15 protein-coding genes are annotated in these 15,950 nt (G+C 65.5%); 6 read left to right on the forward strand and 9 right to left on the reverse strand.

The window, feature by feature from the left end; all coding sequences use genetic code 11:
- Positions 1-64: 64 nt before the first annotated feature.
- From ACUXH0_RS00175 to ACUXH0_RS00205, 7 genes are all read right to left on the reverse strand, one after another.
- Positions 65-388: a P-II family nitrogen regulator gene (locus ACUXH0_RS00175; protein WP_024541780.1), complete on the reverse strand. Its 324-nt coding sequence runs from the start codon at positions 386-388 to the stop codon at positions 65-67.
- Complete coding sequence (locus tag ACUXH0_RS00180; protein WP_182593647.1) at positions 385-3,534, reverse strand: efflux RND transporter permease subunit; 3,150 nt, start codon at positions 3,532-3,534, stop codon at positions 385-387. Before ACUXH0_RS00180 ends, ACUXH0_RS00175 begins: the two co-directional genes overlap by 4 nt.
- Entirely contained in the window at positions 3,531-4,751 is a 1,221-nt protein-coding gene (locus ACUXH0_RS00185; RefSeq protein WP_024541778.1) for an efflux RND transporter periplasmic adaptor subunit, read from the reverse strand. The genes ACUXH0_RS00180 and ACUXH0_RS00185 overlap by 4 nt, the downstream gene beginning before the upstream one ends.
- The gene (locus tag ACUXH0_RS00190) at positions 4,748-6,094 is read right to left on the reverse strand and encodes a TolC family protein (RefSeq protein WP_024541777.1); all 1,347 of its coding nucleotides are present in this window, start codon (positions 6,092-6,094) and stop codon (positions 4,748-4,750) included. The genes ACUXH0_RS00185 and ACUXH0_RS00190 overlap by 4 nt, the downstream gene beginning before the upstream one ends.
- A gap of 113 nt (positions 6,095-6,207) precedes the next feature.
- On the reverse strand, positions 6,208-6,735 hold the full coding sequence (locus tag ACUXH0_RS00195; protein ID WP_024541776.1) for a hypothetical protein: 528 nt from the start codon (positions 6,733-6,735) through the stop codon (positions 6,208-6,210).
- Positions 6,736-6,799: 64 nt separating this feature from the next.
- Complete coding sequence (locus tag ACUXH0_RS00200; protein WP_004631535.1) at positions 6,800-7,201, reverse strand: winged helix-turn-helix transcriptional regulator; 402 nt, start codon at positions 7,199-7,201, stop codon at positions 6,800-6,802.
- 168 nt (positions 7,202-7,369) lie between these two features.
- Entirely contained in the window at positions 7,370-8,458 is a 1,089-nt protein-coding gene (locus ACUXH0_RS00205; protein ID WP_024541775.1) for a tartrate dehydrogenase, read from the reverse strand.
- 283 nt (positions 8,459-8,741) lie between these two features.
- Between ACUXH0_RS00205 and ACUXH0_RS00210 the strand changes: the two genes are divergently transcribed.
- The 4 genes from ACUXH0_RS00210 to ACUXH0_RS00225 all read left to right on the forward strand — a co-directional run bounded on the left by ACUXH0_RS00210 (position 8,742) and on the right by ACUXH0_RS00225 (position 10,957).
- Complete coding sequence (locus ACUXH0_RS00210; RefSeq protein WP_024541774.1) at positions 8,742-9,071, forward strand: DMT family transporter; 330 nt, start codon at positions 8,742-8,744, stop codon at positions 9,069-9,071.
- A 20-nt stretch (positions 9,072-9,091) separates the two neighbouring features.
- Positions 9,092-9,928: an FMN-dependent NADH-azoreductase gene (locus ACUXH0_RS00215; protein WP_024541773.1), complete on the forward strand. Its 837-nt coding sequence runs from the start codon at positions 9,092-9,094 to the stop codon at positions 9,926-9,928.
- Positions 9,811-10,248: an Rrf2 family transcriptional regulator gene (locus ACUXH0_RS00220; RefSeq protein ID WP_024541772.1), complete on the forward strand. Its 438-nt coding sequence runs from the start codon at positions 9,811-9,813 to the stop codon at positions 10,246-10,248. Before ACUXH0_RS00215 ends, ACUXH0_RS00220 begins: the two co-directional genes overlap by 118 nt.
- A 97-nt stretch (positions 10,249-10,345) precedes the next feature.
- Positions 10,346-10,957, forward strand: coding sequence for an NAD(P)-dependent oxidoreductase (locus tag ACUXH0_RS00225; RefSeq protein ID WP_024541771.1), 612 nt, complete (start codon positions 10,346-10,348; stop codon positions 10,955-10,957).
- Between the two features lie 35 nt (positions 10,958-10,992).
- Here ACUXH0_RS00225 and ACUXH0_RS00230 read toward each other — a convergent pair whose 3' ends face one another.
- Both ACUXH0_RS00230 and ACUXH0_RS00235 read right to left on the reverse strand, forming a co-directional pair.
- Positions 10,993-12,480, reverse strand: a complete 1,488-nt coding sequence (locus tag ACUXH0_RS00230; protein WP_024541770.1) for an ATP-binding protein — start codon at positions 12,478-12,480, stop codon at positions 10,993-10,995.
- The gene (locus ACUXH0_RS00235; protein ID WP_004631528.1) at positions 12,477-13,154 is read right to left on the reverse strand and encodes a response regulator; all 678 of its coding nucleotides are present in this window, start codon (positions 13,152-13,154) and stop codon (positions 12,477-12,479) included. The genes ACUXH0_RS00230 and ACUXH0_RS00235 overlap by 4 nt, the downstream gene beginning before the upstream one ends.
- A gap of 233 nt (positions 13,155-13,387) precedes the next feature.
- On the opposite strand from ACUXH0_RS00235, the gene ACUXH0_RS00240 reads away from it, so the two are divergent.
- Together ACUXH0_RS00240 and ACUXH0_RS00245 are read left to right on the forward strand one after the other, a co-directional pair.
- Positions 13,388-14,707 (forward strand): Nramp family divalent metal transporter, encoded by a 1,320-nt coding sequence (locus ACUXH0_RS00240; protein WP_182593646.1) that lies wholly within the window; start codon positions 13,388-13,390, stop codon positions 14,705-14,707.
- 142 nt (positions 14,708-14,849) lie between these two features.
- Positions 14,850-15,950, forward strand: coding sequence for a GGDEF domain-containing protein (locus ACUXH0_RS00245; protein WP_024541768.1), 1,101 nt, complete (start codon positions 14,850-14,852; stop codon positions 15,948-15,950).

The raw sequence follows: 15,950 nt of genomic DNA on the forward strand, positions 1-15,950 counted from the left end.
AAGGGTGGCTCCTGATGTTCGGCGGACACAGTCCGCCGTTTTTCATGCGCGCATCACACGGTCCTCACCCGGTGCGATGCAGGAAGGTGGCCTGAACTACGTCGGTCATCCAAATAGCGCTTTCGCCGGTCTGGCCGTGCTCCAGCACCTTGACGGCGCTTTCGAACAGCACGCTGGCCAGCGCATCGGAAACGATGATCTCGATGCGCACGCGCGGCACAAACTCCGTCAGGTCTTCCTTGATGGAATGCGCGCCGGCCTGTGAAGCCGCTGGCGGATAGGCATTCACCTCACCCACCGTCATGCCCGGAAAACCTGGGCAACTGCGCAGCGCTTCATGCATGCGTTCCAGCAGTTGCGGGCGCACTACGATGCGGATTTCCTTCATGCCTTCGACTCCTCATCAAACCATTTGTACAGCGTGGGCAGCATCACCAGCGTCAGCAGCGTGCAGGTCAGCAGACCGCCGATCACCACGATGGCCAGCGGCCGTTGCACTTCCGAACCCGGCCCCGTGGCAAACAGGAACGGGATCAGGCCCAGCATGGCCACGGTGGCCGTCATCATCACGGGGCGGAAGCGCATGCGCGAACCCAGCCGCACGGATTCCTCCACCGACATGCCCTGCTCGCGCAGACTGCGGATCGTGCTGACCAGCACCACGCCGTTGAGCACGGCGATGCCCCATAGCGCCACAAAGCCGACCGATGCCGGCACGGAGAGGTATTCACCCGTGACGAACAGGCCGATGATCCCGCCCACCGAGGCGAACGGCAGCACCAGAATGATCAGCGTGGCATAGCGCACGGAGTTGAACAGCAGGAAGAGCAGGAAGAAGATGGCCGCCACCGTGATCGGCACGATCACCTTCAGGTGGCCCATGGCGCGTTCCATGTTCTGGAACTGACCGCCCCACTCCAGGTAATAGCCCTCGGGCAGCTTGACCTTCTGCGCGACAGCCGCCTGCAGCTCGGCCACGAAGCCGCCCAAGTCGCGGTCGCGCACATTCACGCCCACCACCACGCGGCGCTTGCCCAGCTCACGGCTGATCTGCGCGGGGCCGTCGGTCACATCGATGCGGGCGATGCTCTCCAGCGGCACCTGTGCGCCATTGGGGGCGGCCACGATCAGGTTGCGGATGGCCTCTACGCTGCCGCGATACGCGTCCGGCAGACGCACCACCGCGCTGAAGCGGCGCTCGCCTTCGAAGATTTCCGTGGCTTCCTTGCCGCCGATGGCGGTCTCGATCACGTTGTGCACGTCGGCGGCGTTCAGGCCGTGACGCGCAATGGCCTGGCGGTCGATCGCGATCTGCAGATACTGCTGGCCGGTGATCCGCTCCACGCGCATGCCCTGCGCACCCTGGATGCCCTGCGCGACCTTGGCGATCGCCTCGGCCTTCTCGCGCAGCGTGTTCAGGTCATCGCCAAACACCTTGATGGCCACATCGGAACGCACGCCGGTCACCATCTCGTCCACGCGATCGGAAATCGGCTGTGCCATGACGATCTGCACGCCGGGTAGCACCTGCAGCGCCTTGCGCATCGCCTCGGCAATGTCGTCCTGGTTCCAGCCCTTGGGCCATTCATTGCGCGGCTTGAGTGAGACGATCGGCGTCGATTCGTTCTGGCCCTGCGGGTCGGCCGGAGACTCGCCGCGGCCCACGCCCGAGACGGCCGACTTCACGCCCGGCACTTGCATCACCAGGCGCATGGCTTCCATCTCCATGCGGATCGACTCTTCCAGCGAGATGTTCGGCGCGCGGTTGATGCCGGGCACCACCGAGCCTTCCCTCATCTCCGGAATGAACGCGGTGCCCAGGAACGGCATCAGGGCACCGGTGGCCAGAAACACCGCCACCGCCACGATCACGGTCTTGCGGCCGTTGTTCAGACTCAGTTCCAGCAAGCGCAGATACGGCTTCTTCATCTTGCGGATCAGCCACGTGTCATGGGCGTCGTGCTCGGCGTGGGGGTCGTCGCTGTGTTGGCCTTCCACGTGCTTGTGCACCTTGGGCTTGAGCAGATACGACGACAACACCGGCGTCAGCGTGAGCGACAGCACCAGCGAGAAGAACAGCGCAATGGCAATCGTGAACGCCAGCGGCGCGAACATCTTGCCTTCCATGCCCTCCAGCGTCATCAGCGGCAGGAACACCAGGATGATGATGCCCACGCCAAAGATCACGGGCGTCGCCACCTCCGTCACGGCATGGAGGATGACGCGCGCGCGACTCTCGTTCGGGTCGCGCGGCTTGGCGAGGTGCGCGAACGCGTTTTCCACCACCACCACGGAGCCGTCGACCATCAAGCCGATGGCGATCGCCAACCCGCCGAGTGACATCAAATTGGCCGAAATGCCGAGCTTGTTCATCGCCATGAACGTGAGCAACGGCGTGAGGATCAGCGTGCCGACCACGATGAGCGATGAACGGATGTCGCCCAGGAACAGCAGCAGCACGATCACCACCAGCACCACACCTTCGGCCAGCACCTTGATGACGGTCTTCAGGGCCGAATCCACCAGCTCCGAGCGCTCGTAGTACGGCACGATCTTCAGGCCGTCGGGCAGCATGCCGTCGTTGTTGATGGCCTTCACGCGATCCTGGATGCGGGCGACCACTTCCTTCGCGTTGCCGCCGCGCATCATCATCACGACACCGCCGACGGATTCCGTCACACCGTTCTTGACCACCGCCCCCGCACGCACCGCCGTGCCGATCTTCACATCGGCCACGTCGCGAATCGTGAGTGGTGTGCCGTTGACCTCCTTGAGCACGATGGCGCCAATGTCGTTGGTGTCGCGCACCAAACCCACGCCGCGGATCAGGTACTGCTCCGCAAAGTGCGGCAGCACCCCGCCGCCCGAGTTGGCGTTGTTGGCGGCCAGCGCCTCGAACACCTGCTTGACGGTCACGTTGTGGTGGCGCAGGCGCTCCGGGTTGACGAGCACCTGGTACTGCTTCTCGTAACCGCCCTGCGAGTTGATCTCGGCCACGCCCGGAATGGAGCGCAGCAGCGGCCGCACCACCCAGTCCTGCGCAATGCGGCGCTGGGTGAGTTCCTCGACCGAGAGTTCCTTGTCGCCGTCATCCGGTTTGTCGAGCGTGTACTGATACACCTCCCCCAGGCCCGTGGATACGGGACCAAGCACTGGCGTCACGCCTGCGGGCATGCGCGACTGCACCTCGATCAACCGCTCCATCACAAGCTGGCGCGCAAAGTACACATCGGTCTCATCGGTGAAGACGAGTGTGATGAGCGACAGGCCCGGCTTGTTGAGCGAGCGCATCTCTGTCAGCGCCGGCAGACCCGTCATCGCCATTTCGACCGGCACAGTCACAAAGCGCTCGACCTCTTCCGGCGAGCGCCCCGGCGCTTCCGTAGCGATCTGCACCTGCACATTGGTCACGTCCGGAAACGCGTCAAGCGACAGCTTGCGTGCGGCGTCAAACCCGAAGAACAGCAGCACGGCGGCGATCACCGCCACTACGAGCCGTTGCTTGAGCGCGCCGCGAATCAATGCGTCGATCATGCGCCCTCCATCTCGGCGCGCTTGCGCTCGTTGTTCAGATGGAAGCCGCCTTCAACGACGATCGGCTGCCCGGCCTGCACGCCGGAGACGACCGGGCGCACCCCGTTCGATTCGTCGCCGAGCTTGACCGGCGTGAGCTGGTAGTTCGTGTCGCTGGCACGCACGAACACGTAGTCGCGGTTGTCTTCACGGACCACGGCGGACGTCGGCACCACCACGCGTTCTTCCGGGCGCGACTGGATGATCAGCGTGGCCAGCATCGACGGTTTGAGCGTGCGCTCCACGTTGTCCACTTCGGTGCGCACCGTGACCGTACGCGTCTGCGGGTCGACAATGTCCGACACCCAGATCAGCTTGCCGACAATGCGGTCGCCCGCGCCGGTATCGATCTCCACGGCCTGGCCGGCGCGCACGCCGGCGGCGGCGTTCTCTGGCACTTCGCCCACCACCCACACGCGCGACAGATCGGCCACGGTAAATAGCTCGTCGGCCGGCTGCACGACCTGACCGCGCGTCACCTTGCGCTCCACCACCGTGCCGCTGATGCTTGCCACCACGGGCGAGATCGACGACATGCCATCCGTGCGCTTCTTCGCCAGCGTGCCGGGCGACACGCCCATCACGCGCAGTTGGTCGACGGCCGCGCGCACTTCGGCATCGGCCATCGCCAGTTCGCTCTGCCGCTTCTGCAACTCGGCTGAGCCGATCACGTCGGCAGCCAGGAGCAGCTTCGCGCGTTCCAGCGCGCGGGCCTGCAAGTCACGCTGCGCGGCGGCCTTCTGGTAGGCGAGCTGCGCGGCGCCAAGCTCCGTGCTGTGCAGTCGCGCCAGGATGTCGCCTGCCTTCACGCTCTGCCCCGGCGTGGCGAGCAGCTCCGTCACACGGCCCGTGACAGTGGCACCGATACGCGCAACGCGCTGTTCGTCAAACGCAATCTGCCCGGGCACGCGCAAGTGCTCGGCAATCGGTTGCTTGCCCACGGGCGCCACTTTCAGGCGCTGCAACAGCGTGGGCTGTGCAACCACCAGGTTGGGGGCGACGGCCTGCTGTGCGGCCTTGGTGTCGTTGGCGGCGTCTTTGCCGCAGGCGCCCAGCAACAGCATCGCCGCCAGGGCAACACCGGCCAGCCGGATCGAAGAAGAGAAAGAAGAAGGTGCGGTCATGGTCTGGCTGGATTCGTAAGTTCGTGAGGCAACACGGCGACTCGGGCGTGTCATTGGGCCTCCGGGCGCAGGCGGTCGAGTTCGACGGCAGCCGTGCGCAGGTCCGCGCGTGCGGCAATCAGGTCGTTACGTGCTTGGCGAAAAACGCGCTGGGCATCGAGGTAATCGAGAATCCCGCGCTCGCCGTGGCGGTATGCGGCTTCGGCCACGCGCAGCGCCGATTCGGCCTGCTTGATGACGCCGGATTCCAGCGCGCTGACTTGCGACTCCGCAATCTCGTATTGGCGATAGGCCGATTCCACCGCTTGGCGCATGCGCAGTTCGCGGTCGCGCAACAGGGCGCGGGCACGTTCGCGGGCGGCCACGGCTTCACCAACGGGACCATCACGGCGGTCGAACAGCGGAATCGACATCACCAGGCCCACGCGGCTGTCTTGCAGATCGGGCTGGCGATCAACCGACCCTCGCAGCGCGAGCGACGGCCAACGCTGGCTGCGCTCGTGCGTCAGCCGGGCTTCGGCCTCGCGCACGGCGGCGCGGTCGGCTTCCAACTCCGGATGCGTGGCGAGGACCGTACTGACCAGATCTGCCAGAGGCGGCAGATGCGCCACGGAGGGCGTTTCCGCACCGGCATCGACATCGAACGTCTGCGGCAGATCGGCGCCAATGGCGCGGCGCAACTCAGCCAGCGCCTGCTGCACGCGCAGTGCAGCGGCCTGCTCGTTGCGCTGCGCATTGAGCAACTCTGCGTCGCCACGAATGAGTTCGTAACGCGGGGCTTCACCGGTTTCCACCCGCACGGCCACGCCACGGCGGATCTGCTCGACGAGCGTCACGTCTTCGCGCGCGTTGCGCTGCTCGGCCTCGCGGCGCACCACGTCGTAAAAACGCAGCTTGAGATCGGCCTCTACGTCGCGTGCCTGCGATCGGGCGGTGGCTTGCGACGCTTCGTACGCGGCGTCGGCGGCTTGCGTACGGGCGGCGCGCTGCCACGGCAAATCGAGCTTTTGCGTGATCGACACGCTATTGGTGCGGCCTTCCGCCGCACCCGACATGCGAGCACGCTGGCGGCCGGCCATGGCTTCTACCTCGGGGTTGGGCCAGGCGCGCGCGGTGGCGATGCCCGCCTGCGCCGCCTGCACCTGCGCCTGTGAAGCGGCGAGTGCCGGGTGGTTGGCGCGGGCCAGCTCAAGTAGCTGCTGCAAGGTGTAGCGGGGCTGCGCGGGCGCCTCATGAGCCCGGGCGGTGGAAGTCTGTGCGCCACGTTGCGAAGGTGCCGAGGGTGCGGCGTTGGCGTGGACGGCAATTGCAGCCAGCACTGCGGAAAGAACAGCACGTCGCGACACGCGCGCACCCGCTGCGGGGCGCGGGGTGGCCGCATCCTGATTGGACAACATCCGAAATCATCCTGAAAAAGAAGAACAGGCAAGCGCGAACGCCCAGCCGGTCAACGGTCCGGTTGGCGCAGCACTAGCAACTCAAGGGGATGGTTTCCGGCGAAAGCCGGAGATCAGGCGCGTGCGGGAGGACGCAGCATGGGGGCCGGCGTGGGGCCAGCCTGGAACGGGGGAAGACAGACACGGACGCGCGCGACACGCAAGCCGGGCGTCAACACCATAGGAGGCGGCGGGAGCCAGAGTTCCGGCGCGTCGCTGGGGTGGTCGGGGGCGGCGGCGCTGGTCGTAGGCGCATCGGGTGCATCGGATGCGTGCGCAACCCAATGTTCAACGCTGAAGCACTGGCCGGGCTGCTTGACCGCCTTGCCGAGCGCGACCTTGATGGCGCGCTCGAAACCCTTGCTAGGCTTGGCAACGGGCGGAGCATCGCCGGGCATGTCGTCGACCACGGCTTCGATTGCTTCCAGCGCGTCATCGGCGGCTTGGCCATCGGGGAAATGCGTGGCCGAGAACACCGAAACGGTGAACAACAAGCACCAGATCGTGACGATCCACCGTACGCCCCGCGCGCGCGACAGCGCGCCCCGCGCGGTCGCGCGAGACAACGTCGGCAAGGCGGAGGAAAGATTCGTCACAAACATGGGCCCGGAATACTATCGGAAAAATGCTGCATCTGCACACAACGTCTGGCAGATCGCGCGGATGTCAATCGGAATCGACCTGCGTTTTGCGGACCCGTTCCATTTCAGGCCAATGTGCGCGCACCCAGTCGTCCAGGCCGACGAGCGTGCGGTTGAGCGATTCGCCGAGCGGACTCAGACGATATTCGACGTGCGGCGGGACGCTGTCGTAGATGGTGCGCAGGATGAGGCCGTTGGCTTCCAGCTCGCGCAGCGTCTGCGTAAGCATTTTCTGCGAGATGCCGTCGCCCACGCGGCGCAGGAGTTCGTTGTTGCGCACGGGGCCGTTTTCCAGCGCCGGAAAGATGCGCAGCGCCCATTTGCCGGCGATCAGCTCGAGTGCGCGCATGGACGGGCAGGCGTCCACGGTGCCTTCAGGGAAATTTTTCGGCGTTGATGATGAGGACGGAGCCATGCTGTCGGCCATGGGGCCTCCGGAACACGATTGGGATACATGTGACCGTACCGCCAATCGTGCCGCCCTGTAACGCGCCTCGTCAGTCGAGTTGGCCCTGGCAGACGTACTTGGTGTGGAGGTAATCGTCCACGCAGGAGCCGCACTCCTCGTCCGCGTGATCGATCCAGTCAATGAAGATCAGTGAGCAGCAACGCGCGCGGCAATCGCCTCGCCCACCTGCGTGGTATTGGCGGTGCCGCCCAGGTCAGGCGTGCGCGGGCCGTCCTTGAGCACCGCTTCGATGGCCGCGACGATGGTGTCGTGCGCCGCCCGCCCCGCGCCCTGCCCTTGCGTCAGGAAATCCAGCATCAAGGCGCCTGACCAGATCATCGCGATCGGGTTGGCGATGTTCTTCCCGTAGATGTCCGGCGCCGAGCCGTGCACGGGCTCGAACAGCGACGGGAACGTGCGATCGGGGTTCAGGTTGGCGGAAGGCGCCAGGCCGATCGTGCCGGTGGTGGCGGGGCCAAGATCGGAAAGGATGTCGCCGAACAGGTTGGTGGCGGCCACCACATCGAAGCGATCCGGCTGCAGCACGAAGCGCGCGGTCAGGATGTCGATGTGCTGCTTGTCGAGCGTGACGCCCGGGTAGTTTTGCGCGACTTCCTCCGCGCACTTGTCCCACCACGGCATGCTGATGGCGATGCCGTTGCTCTTGGTGGCAAGCGTCACGTGTTTGCGCGGGCGGCTCTGTGCGAGGTCGAAGGCAAACTTCAGCAGGCGCTCTGCGCCCTTGCGCGAGTAGACCGATTCCTGGATCACGATCTCGCGGTCGGTGCCTTCGTACATGATGCCGCCGAGCGATGTGTACTCGCCCTCGGTGTTCTCACGCACGACGTAGTAATCAATGTCGCCGGGCTTGCGATTGGCGAGCGGGCACGGCACGCCTTCAAACAGGCGCACGGGGCGCAAGTTGATGTATTGATCGAACTCGCGGCGGAACTTGAGCAGCGAGCCCCACAGCGAAACGTGATCGGGCACCGTGGCCGGCCAGCCGACCGCGCCAAAGAAAATCGCGTCCATGCCATTGAGCTGCGCCTTCCAGTCGTCGGGCATCATCTGGCCGTGCTGCTGGTAGTAGTCGCAGCTGGCCCAATCGATGGGGTGGCACTCAAGCTGCAAGCCAAAGCGCTTGGCCGCTGCCTGGATGACGCGTAGGCCTTCTGGCATCACCTCGCGGCCGATGCCGTCTCCTGGAATGATCGCGATGCGGAATGCGGGAATCATGTCGTTCCTTTTGCTTCTCTGTTAGATGGAAACCGCCGCGGAATGGGCCGCCGTGCGGTCCCGCTCGTCAAGCCAGCCCGGGCGCAGTTCGGGCACCGAGTTGGCTGGTTGCTCGCAGTATGGATGATGCGGGCCACCACGATCAAAATCGGACGCCCATACCCACGCCGCCCATGGTGGTTACCTTCAGGTGCGTACTTGTTCCCGCACCGCACCGTCCTTACTCTGGGTGCATCGCAACGCATCCGCTTGCCAGCCCGGCAGCGGACACCTCGGAGGTTCCATGCTTCAAACCGCCTGGCTGTGGCTGCTGGCAGCCGGGGCTGTGGAGATCGCCATGGCGGTCTCGCTCAAATTTGCGCAGGGGTGGACGCGCCCGATCCCCAGCGTGCTCGGCATCGTGACGGCGCTTGCGAGCGTCTTCCTGCTCACGCATGCCATGCGCGGCCTGCCTGCCGGCACGGCCTACGCCATCTGGACGGGCATCGGCTCGGTGGGCGTGACGGTGCTGGGCATCGTGCTCTTTGGCGAGAGCATGCAGCCCGCGCGCCTGGCCTGCATCGGGCTGGTGATTGCCGGCACCGTCGGCCTCAACTTCTTCAACGCAGCGTAAAACCGCATCAGGAGTCCACCATGACCCGCCTGCTCCATATCGAAGCCTCACCCATGAAAACGCTGTCCCACTCCATCGACGTGGCGAAGCAGTTTCTCGACGCCTACCGTGCCGCACACCCCAACCACGAGATCGACACGATCGACTTGTGGAGCCAGAACATTGACCTGCCCGAATTCGACGCCGATATGATCGGCGCCAAGTTTGCCGTCCTGCGCACCCAGACCGCCACGCCGGAGCAGCGTGCGCAATGGCAGCGCGCCGTGGCGCTGTCGCAGCGCTTCAACGCGGCAGACCACTATCTTTTCTCCGTACCGATGTGGAATTTTGGCGTTCCCTATCGGCTCAAGCACTTCATTGATGTGGTGACACTGCCAGGGCAGAACTGGAACTGGTCGCCCGCCACGGGCTATCAGGCGCTGCTTTCGGGCAAGAAGGCGGCGCTTATCTACGCCAGCGCCGGGGCGTACGCCGCGCACACGGAAGGTGCCAGCGAATCGCCGGACGATTTCCAGAAGCCCTATCTGCGCCGTTGGCTGCGTTTTCTCGGCATTGAAGATGTGACGGAGATCAGCGCCGCGCCCACGCTGACGGCGCCCGATCTGCTCGCGGCGACCAAGGCCGATGCCAAAGCGCGGGCGGCGGCATTGGGCGCAGCCTTCTGGGATGCACGTCTGCCCGCGGGGTTGACCGCGAACCAAAGTGTATCTAACATGGTTACACTTTTGCGCCTAACCCCATGTCTACCAGCAGCCGCTTCGCCGTCGCCGTCCACATCCTCACCCTGCTTGCCAGCGCAGAGGGGCCGGTGCCGTCTTCGCTCATTGCGGGCAGCGTGGGAACGAACCCGGCGCTGATCCGGCGTCTGGTGGCGCAATTGGCGGATGCCGGTTTTGTCGCCTCGCAGATGGGCGCAGCGGGCGGCGCCACGCTGGCGCGGCCGGCAGAACGCATCACGCTGCTCGACGTCTTTCGTGTGGTGGAATCTCCGGTGCTGATTGCGCTGCCGCCCAATGCGCCCAATCCGGCGTGCGAGGTGGGCCGTGAGATCACCGGCGTGCTGGAGCGCGTGACGGAACGCGCGCAGGCCGCGCTGGAGGCCGAGCTGGCTGCGCAGACCATCGCCGGCATCCTCAGCGAGGTGGGGCACGCGCAGCGCCGCCGCCGTCGGGCCTAGTCGGGCCGCATGTCGGCCTATTTTTTTATTCCTATATGTAACTGCATTAATTACATATAACGTTTCAACCACCCAGACCAACCACAAGGAATTGACCATGAAGATCGCAATCATCGGCGCCACGGGCCGCGTGGGCACCCGCCTGATCGACGAAGCACTGCGCCGCGGCCACCAGGTGACGGCCATCGCGCGCACCGCCTCGAAGCTGCCGGAGCGTGCCGGCCTGACGACCAAGGATGTCGACGTGGCCGACCAGGCGGGGCTCGTGGCCGCGCTTGCCGGCAACGATGTGGTTTACAGCACCGTGCGTTTTCTGCAGGCGAATGCCGACCAGATTGTTGGAGCGGTGAAGAAGGCCGCCGTGCCGCGCCTGCTGGTCGTCGGTGGCGCCGGCAGCCTGGAAGTGGCACCGGGCGTCGCGCTGATCGACACGCCACAGTTCCCCAAGGAGTACTTTGAAGAAGCCTCGGCCGGCCGCGATTTCCTCAATGCGCTGCGCAAGGAAACCGAGCTGAACTGGACCTTCGTTTCGCCGTCGGCCATCTTCGAGCCGGGCGAGCGGACGGGGCACTTCCGCGTCGGCAAGGATTCGCTGCTGGTGGATGCAAACGGCAAACCCTGGATTTCGATGGAGGACTACGCCATCGCCTTCCTCGACGAAACGGAAAAGCCGGCACACCCGCGCCAGCGTTTCACGGTCGGTTACTGATCAGCGGCAGGTGGAAGGCACGGCCAGTGCGCCAATCAATGGCTGGGCGTGTCGGCCATGCCGGGAGGCGCATCGTCGGGCTCGATCGGCTCGGGCGCGGAATCCAGCGCCGGCAGGCGGATCACGATCGCGCAGCCCCTGCCCTCCGCATGCGTCAGGCCGTCTTCGATGGCCACCGAGCCATTCCCCAATTCAACGATACGGCGCACGATCGCCAGGCCCAGGCCACTGCCCTGCGACTGGCTGGTGCGCGGGCGGTAGAAACGCTCGAACACGCGATCGCGCTCGTCGGGCGGGATACCGGGGCCGGAATCTTCAATGCGCAGTTCGACCATCGGCACGCCCGCCTGCTCGATGCGCTTGACGGCCACGCGCACCTCGCCACCGTTGGGCGTTTCGCGCACGGCGTTGTCGAGCACGTTTTCCACCAGCGTCGCGGCGTCTTCATGCGATACCGAGACCCACGCCTGGTTGGCGCCGTCATACGACAGCGTGATGTTGCGACGCTCGGCGCGCGAGGCTTGCTGAATCACGCCGCTGCGCGCACAGCCGGCCAAGTCCGACAATGCGCCCTGCGCAAGTTGCGCCTCCACGCGGCGCGCGTCCAGCCGGGCAATGGCGAGCAGCTTGGCGAGCGACTGCGTTGCGCGCGAAATGCCACGATCAAATTCGCGCAGCGCGGTAGAACGGTCGTCTTCGCTGTCGGAATGCGACACGACATACGCCTGCGCCTGAATGGCCGCCAGCGGCGTGCGCAGTTCGTGCGCGGCATCGGCAAAGAAACGGCGATCTGCCTCGATGCCGCGACGCACGCGCGCAAACAGCCCGTTCAAGGCTTCGACCAGTGGCTTCAGCTCGGCATGCTCGACGCTTTGCACAGGGTCGAGGTCGGCAGAATCGCGCGCCTCAACCTGACGCGTGAGCGTGCGCAGAGGCTTGAGGCCCTGGTGCGCGGCCCAGCCGACCATCACCATCAGTGCGCTCGCCAGGATGGCCAGCGCCACCGCCACTTCCTGGAAAAGATCGCGGATGGCGCGCTCGTAGGCAGTCAGCGGCTGCGCCACCGTAGCGGAAATCTTGCCGTCGACGCTGTCGACCGTGTAGCTGCGCCACGGCTTGCCCTCCAGCATGATCTCGACGACGGTGCCGTGTGCCTTGCCGCATGGCATGGTGGGCGCACCGGGGAAGGCGGTGATGACGTTGCCGGCGCGATCGCACAGCACGTACCGGAATTCGCCAGGCAGGATGTTGGGCAGCGACAGGCCCAGCTTGATATCGGTAAGGCGGCGCAGGAATTCTTCGCGACGCGGCACGTCATCCATGTTGAGCGTGGTGAGGTCCGCATAGGCCTGCGCCGACATGCGCAGATCGCTCACCACCTGGCGGCTGTTGGTGCGCGAGATTTCCAGATGCGCGATGACGAGCTGCACCAGCAGCATCAACACCAGCGCGAGCAGGATCAGCACATACAGGCGGAACGACAGCGAGCGAACCCGCAGGATGGCTGGAACCGCCAGCTTCATTGGGCGGCCCCGCGGTTGCCACCGATCATGTAACCGACACCGCGAATGGTCTGGATGGTTTCGTTGCCGAGCTTGCGGCGCAGGTGGTGGATGACGACCTCCAGCGCGTTGGCGCTCACGCTGTCGCCCTCACGATAGAGCGCGTCCATGAGCGTCTCGCGCGGTACCCACCGGTGGGCGCGGCGCACCAGTTCAAGCAGCAGCTGGTATTCGCGCGGCGTGAGTTCGATGACCTGCCCCTCTTGCGTCACGCGCTTCTGCGAGGGTTCCACCACCAGGTTGCCGACGTTCCACTGATTGGTGCTCTGCCCCGCATGGCGGCGCAGCACGGCGCGCAGACGGGCGATGAGTTCGTCCACGGGGAACGGCTTGACGAGAAAATCGTCCGCGCCGGAATCCAGGCCCTTGAGCCGTTCCGACAGCGCGTCGCGCGCGCTGGCGATGATGACGGGCACGTCGCTGTGCGCGGCACGCAGTTCTTCCAGGAAAGTATGGCCTTCACCATCGGGCAACCCGAGATCGAGCACGATGGCTTCGAACGTGTTGGTGGTGATCCATTTCTGCGCGTCGACAAGGCGGCGCACCCAGGTCGCGTTGTAGCCGGCCTGACGCAGCGCGCGGGCCAGCGCCGTGCCCAACGGCAAATCGTCTTCGATGAGGAGGATGGCGTTCATGCGCGGGAATCTCGGCGGCGGTAATGACGGTAAACGGACAACCGGCACCTGGAAAACAGGCGCCGGCGAAGGTCGAAATCTACCGCAACGGACTGAGCTTTACCTTAAATGTGTGGAGGCACGTGACGAAGAAGTCTCCTCGCCAATACATACCGGGCGCGGGCTCGGGCATGCAACGTGGCGTTTAGCTATCATTCCGAAATTCCGATTGCATTTTCCTTAAGCCGCCGAGCATGTTCCGCCTGCCCACCACCGCCACCGCGCCGTTCTGCCCTTCCGAGGTGCGCGGCACCGTTGCCGTCCCGCCCGGCCTGCCCCTGTGGAAAAAGCTGCTGCGCTTTGCGGGGCCGGGGTTGCTGGTGTCGGTCGGTTATATGGACCCGGGCAACTGGGCGACCGACATCGAAGCCGGTTCGCGCTACGGCTACGCGTTGCTGTTCGTGGTAGGGCTCTCGAGCCTGGCGGCAATGGTGCTGCAGTGCCTGTCGGCGCGGCTTGGCATCGTCACCGGTATGGATCTGGCACGTGCCTCGCGCAACCGCTATCAGCCCGGCCCGTTACGCGCGCAGTGGCTGATGGCGGAGCTGTCCATCATTGCGTGCGACCTGGCTGAGGTGCTTGGTTGCGCGCTGGCCTTCCACTTGCTGCTCGGTGTGCCGATCCTGTGGGGCGTGGCGCTCACCGCGCTGGACACGCTGATCGTGCTGGGCCTGAAGGGCAAGAACTTCCGCCAGCTGGAAGCCATCGTGCTGGGGCTCATCCTCACGATCGGGCTGTGCTATTTCGTTGAACTCGTGCTCATCAAGCCGCATTGGCCGTCGGTGGCTGCAGGGCTGATGCCCTCGTGGCAGGCCGTGAGCCAGCGCGAGCCGCTGTACCTGGCGATCGGCATCCTGGGCGCGACGGTGATGCCGCACAACCTGTACCTGCATTCATCCATCGTGCAGACCCGCATGACGGCCAGCACCGAAGCCGCCAAGCGCGAGGCCATCGGCCTGTCGCGGCTGGACACCATCGTGTCGCTGGGGCTGGCGCTGCTCGTGAACGGTGCAATCCTGATCCTGGCCGCAGCGGCATTCAACGCGCACGGCCACCAGAACGTGGCCGACATCGAGGATGCCTACCACCTGCTGGAGCCCATCGTCGGGACGGCGCTGGCCGGGCTGCTGTTTGGCATCGCGTTGCTGGCGGCGGGGCAAAGCTCGACCTTTACCGGCACCATCGCGGGGCAAATCCTGATGGAGGGCTTCCTCGATTTGCGCATGCCCTGCTGGCAGCGGCGGTTGATCACGCGGGCGCTGGCGCTGATCCCGGCGTTCATTGGCGTGGCGATGCTGGGCGACCACGCCATCGGCAAACTGCTTGTCATCAGTCAGGTGGTACTCGGCCTGCAGTTGCCGTTTGCGATGTTTCCGCTGATCCGCATGACAGGCGATCGCACCTTGATGGGCGTCTTTGTTAACAGCCGATTCACGTCGTGGCTGGCGTGGGGCCTGTTCGTCGTCATCGGCGTCGCCAATATGTGGCTGGTATGGCAGGTACTGGCGGGCTGATACGCACATTGCGGGATTTCCCCCACTAAAAATCCGCGCACGGGGCTGCCCGCCGCCATTAGAATGCGCGCTTTGTTGCGCAATCCGGCCACGCCCGCGCCCGCATCATCCCGTCGCGCCCGAAGGCCTTTCTTGTCCTGCCTTGAGCGCGAACCTGCCTACCGCCTCCGACCTGCCCGACGCCCGCACGCCCTCGCTCGACTATCAGGCGCGCCATTTCGTGCCGATGATCCTCGCGCTGAGCAAATGCGGCGTGCTCGGTTACGGCTTCGCGATCATGCTGGGCTGGTCGGTCGGGCTGCTGCATCGGCCCGAGCCGTTGCTTGGACTGCTGCTTTTGCTGATGGCAATCGTGGTGACGGCGCAGCGGCATCGGCATACCGGCCTGTGGGGGCTGCTGGCGCTCACGCACCTGTTTGCCGAAGAGGTGGCCATCATCGCGTTCGGTTATCAGGCCGGGCTCCAATGGGTGCTCCCGGCGTTCTATCTGATGCCGCTTGCCACCAGCCCCGCGTGGCTCACCCGGCGCGATTTCTGCATTGCCATGGTGATGTGCGCCGCCGGGCCGCTCGTCGCGCTGCTCATCGCGCCGGAACCGGCCACGGCAATCCGCCACGGCTGGCTCGGTCTGGTGCTTTATCTGCCGATCTGCATTGCCGCAGCGGCGGTCATTCACCACTACCTGCTGCGCGCCATGGCCCGGCACTTTGCGGCCGAACGCAGCCTCGCCGATCGCGCCAACACGGACCACCTGACCGGCATGCTCGCGCGGCAGCGCTTCTTTGAACTCGGCAGCTTTGCGGTCGAGCGCGCGCAGCATCATGCCGAGCCGTTGTGCGCGTTGTACCTCGACGTCGATCACTTCAAATCCATCAACGATACGTGGGGACACGCCGCCGGCGACGAAGCGCTCGTCGCGCTCTCCGATGCGCTGGCGGGTGTGCTGCGCCCCGCCGATCTCTTCGGCCGCCTGGGCGGGGACGAGTTTGCCGTGCTGCTGCCGGGCTGCGGCCTGACGGGCGCGCTTGCGGTGGTCGAACGGCTCAAGACTGCCGTGGCCCGCACGCAAACGCCCGTCGGGCCCCTGACGGTGAGCGTTGGCGCCGCGGCGCTGCGCCCCGGGCAAGACCTTGCGCGCCTGCTGGCCGATGCCGATCTCGGCCTGATGGAAGCCAAGCGTCAGGGCCGCAACCGCGTGTGTGTATCGACTGACGCCGACCCCGCGGCAACGCTGCGGCCGTAG

The organism is Ralstonia sp. 110700041-2, assembly GCF_056280165.1.

Excerpts from the sequence above, each read along its gene's own strand:
- ACUXH0_RS00175 (WP_024541780.1), bottom strand. The coding sequence starts at position 388 with ATGAAGGAAATCCGCATCGTAGTGCGCCCGCAACTGCTGGAACGCATG.
- ACUXH0_RS00180 (WP_182593647.1), bottom strand. The coding sequence starts at position 3,534 with ATGATCGACGCATTGATTCGCGGCGCGCTCAAGCAACGGCTCGTAGTG.
- ACUXH0_RS00185 (WP_024541778.1), bottom strand. The coding sequence starts at position 4,751 with ATGACACGCCCGAGTCGCCGTGTTGCCTCACGAACTTACGAATCCAGC.
- ACUXH0_RS00190 (WP_024541777.1), bottom strand. The coding sequence starts at position 6,094 with ATGTTGTCCAATCAGGATGCGGCCACCCCGCGCCCCGCAGCGGGTGCG.
- ACUXH0_RS00195 (WP_024541776.1), bottom strand. The coding sequence starts at position 6,735 with ATGTTTGTGACGAATCTTTCCTCCGCCTTGCCGACGTTGTCTCGCGCG.
- ACUXH0_RS00200 (WP_004631535.1), bottom strand. The coding sequence starts at position 7,201 with ATGGCCGACAGCATGGCTCCGTCCTCATCATCAACGCCGAAAAATTTC.
- ACUXH0_RS00205 (WP_024541775.1), bottom strand. The coding sequence starts at position 8,458 with ATGATTCCCGCATTCCGCATCGCGATCATTCCAGGAGACGGCATCGGC.
- ACUXH0_RS00210 (WP_024541774.1), top strand. The coding sequence starts at position 8,742 with ATGCTTCAAACCGCCTGGCTGTGGCTGCTGGCAGCCGGGGCTGTGGAG.
- ACUXH0_RS00215 (WP_024541773.1), top strand. The coding sequence starts at position 9,092 with ATGACCCGCCTGCTCCATATCGAAGCCTCACCCATGAAAACGCTGTCC.
- ACUXH0_RS00220 (WP_024541772.1), top strand. The coding sequence starts at position 9,811 with ATGTCTACCAGCAGCCGCTTCGCCGTCGCCGTCCACATCCTCACCCTG.
- ACUXH0_RS00225 (WP_024541771.1), top strand. The coding sequence starts at position 10,346 with ATGAAGATCGCAATCATCGGCGCCACGGGCCGCGTGGGCACCCGCCTG.
- ACUXH0_RS00230 (WP_024541770.1), bottom strand. The coding sequence starts at position 12,480 with ATGAAGCTGGCGGTTCCAGCCATCCTGCGGGTTCGCTCGCTGTCGTTC.
- ACUXH0_RS00235 (WP_004631528.1), bottom strand. The coding sequence starts at position 13,154 with ATGAACGCCATCCTCCTCATCGAAGACGATTTGCCGTTGGGCACGGCG.
- ACUXH0_RS00240 (WP_182593646.1), top strand. The coding sequence starts at position 13,388 with ATGTTCCGCCTGCCCACCACCGCCACCGCGCCGTTCTGCCCTTCCGAG.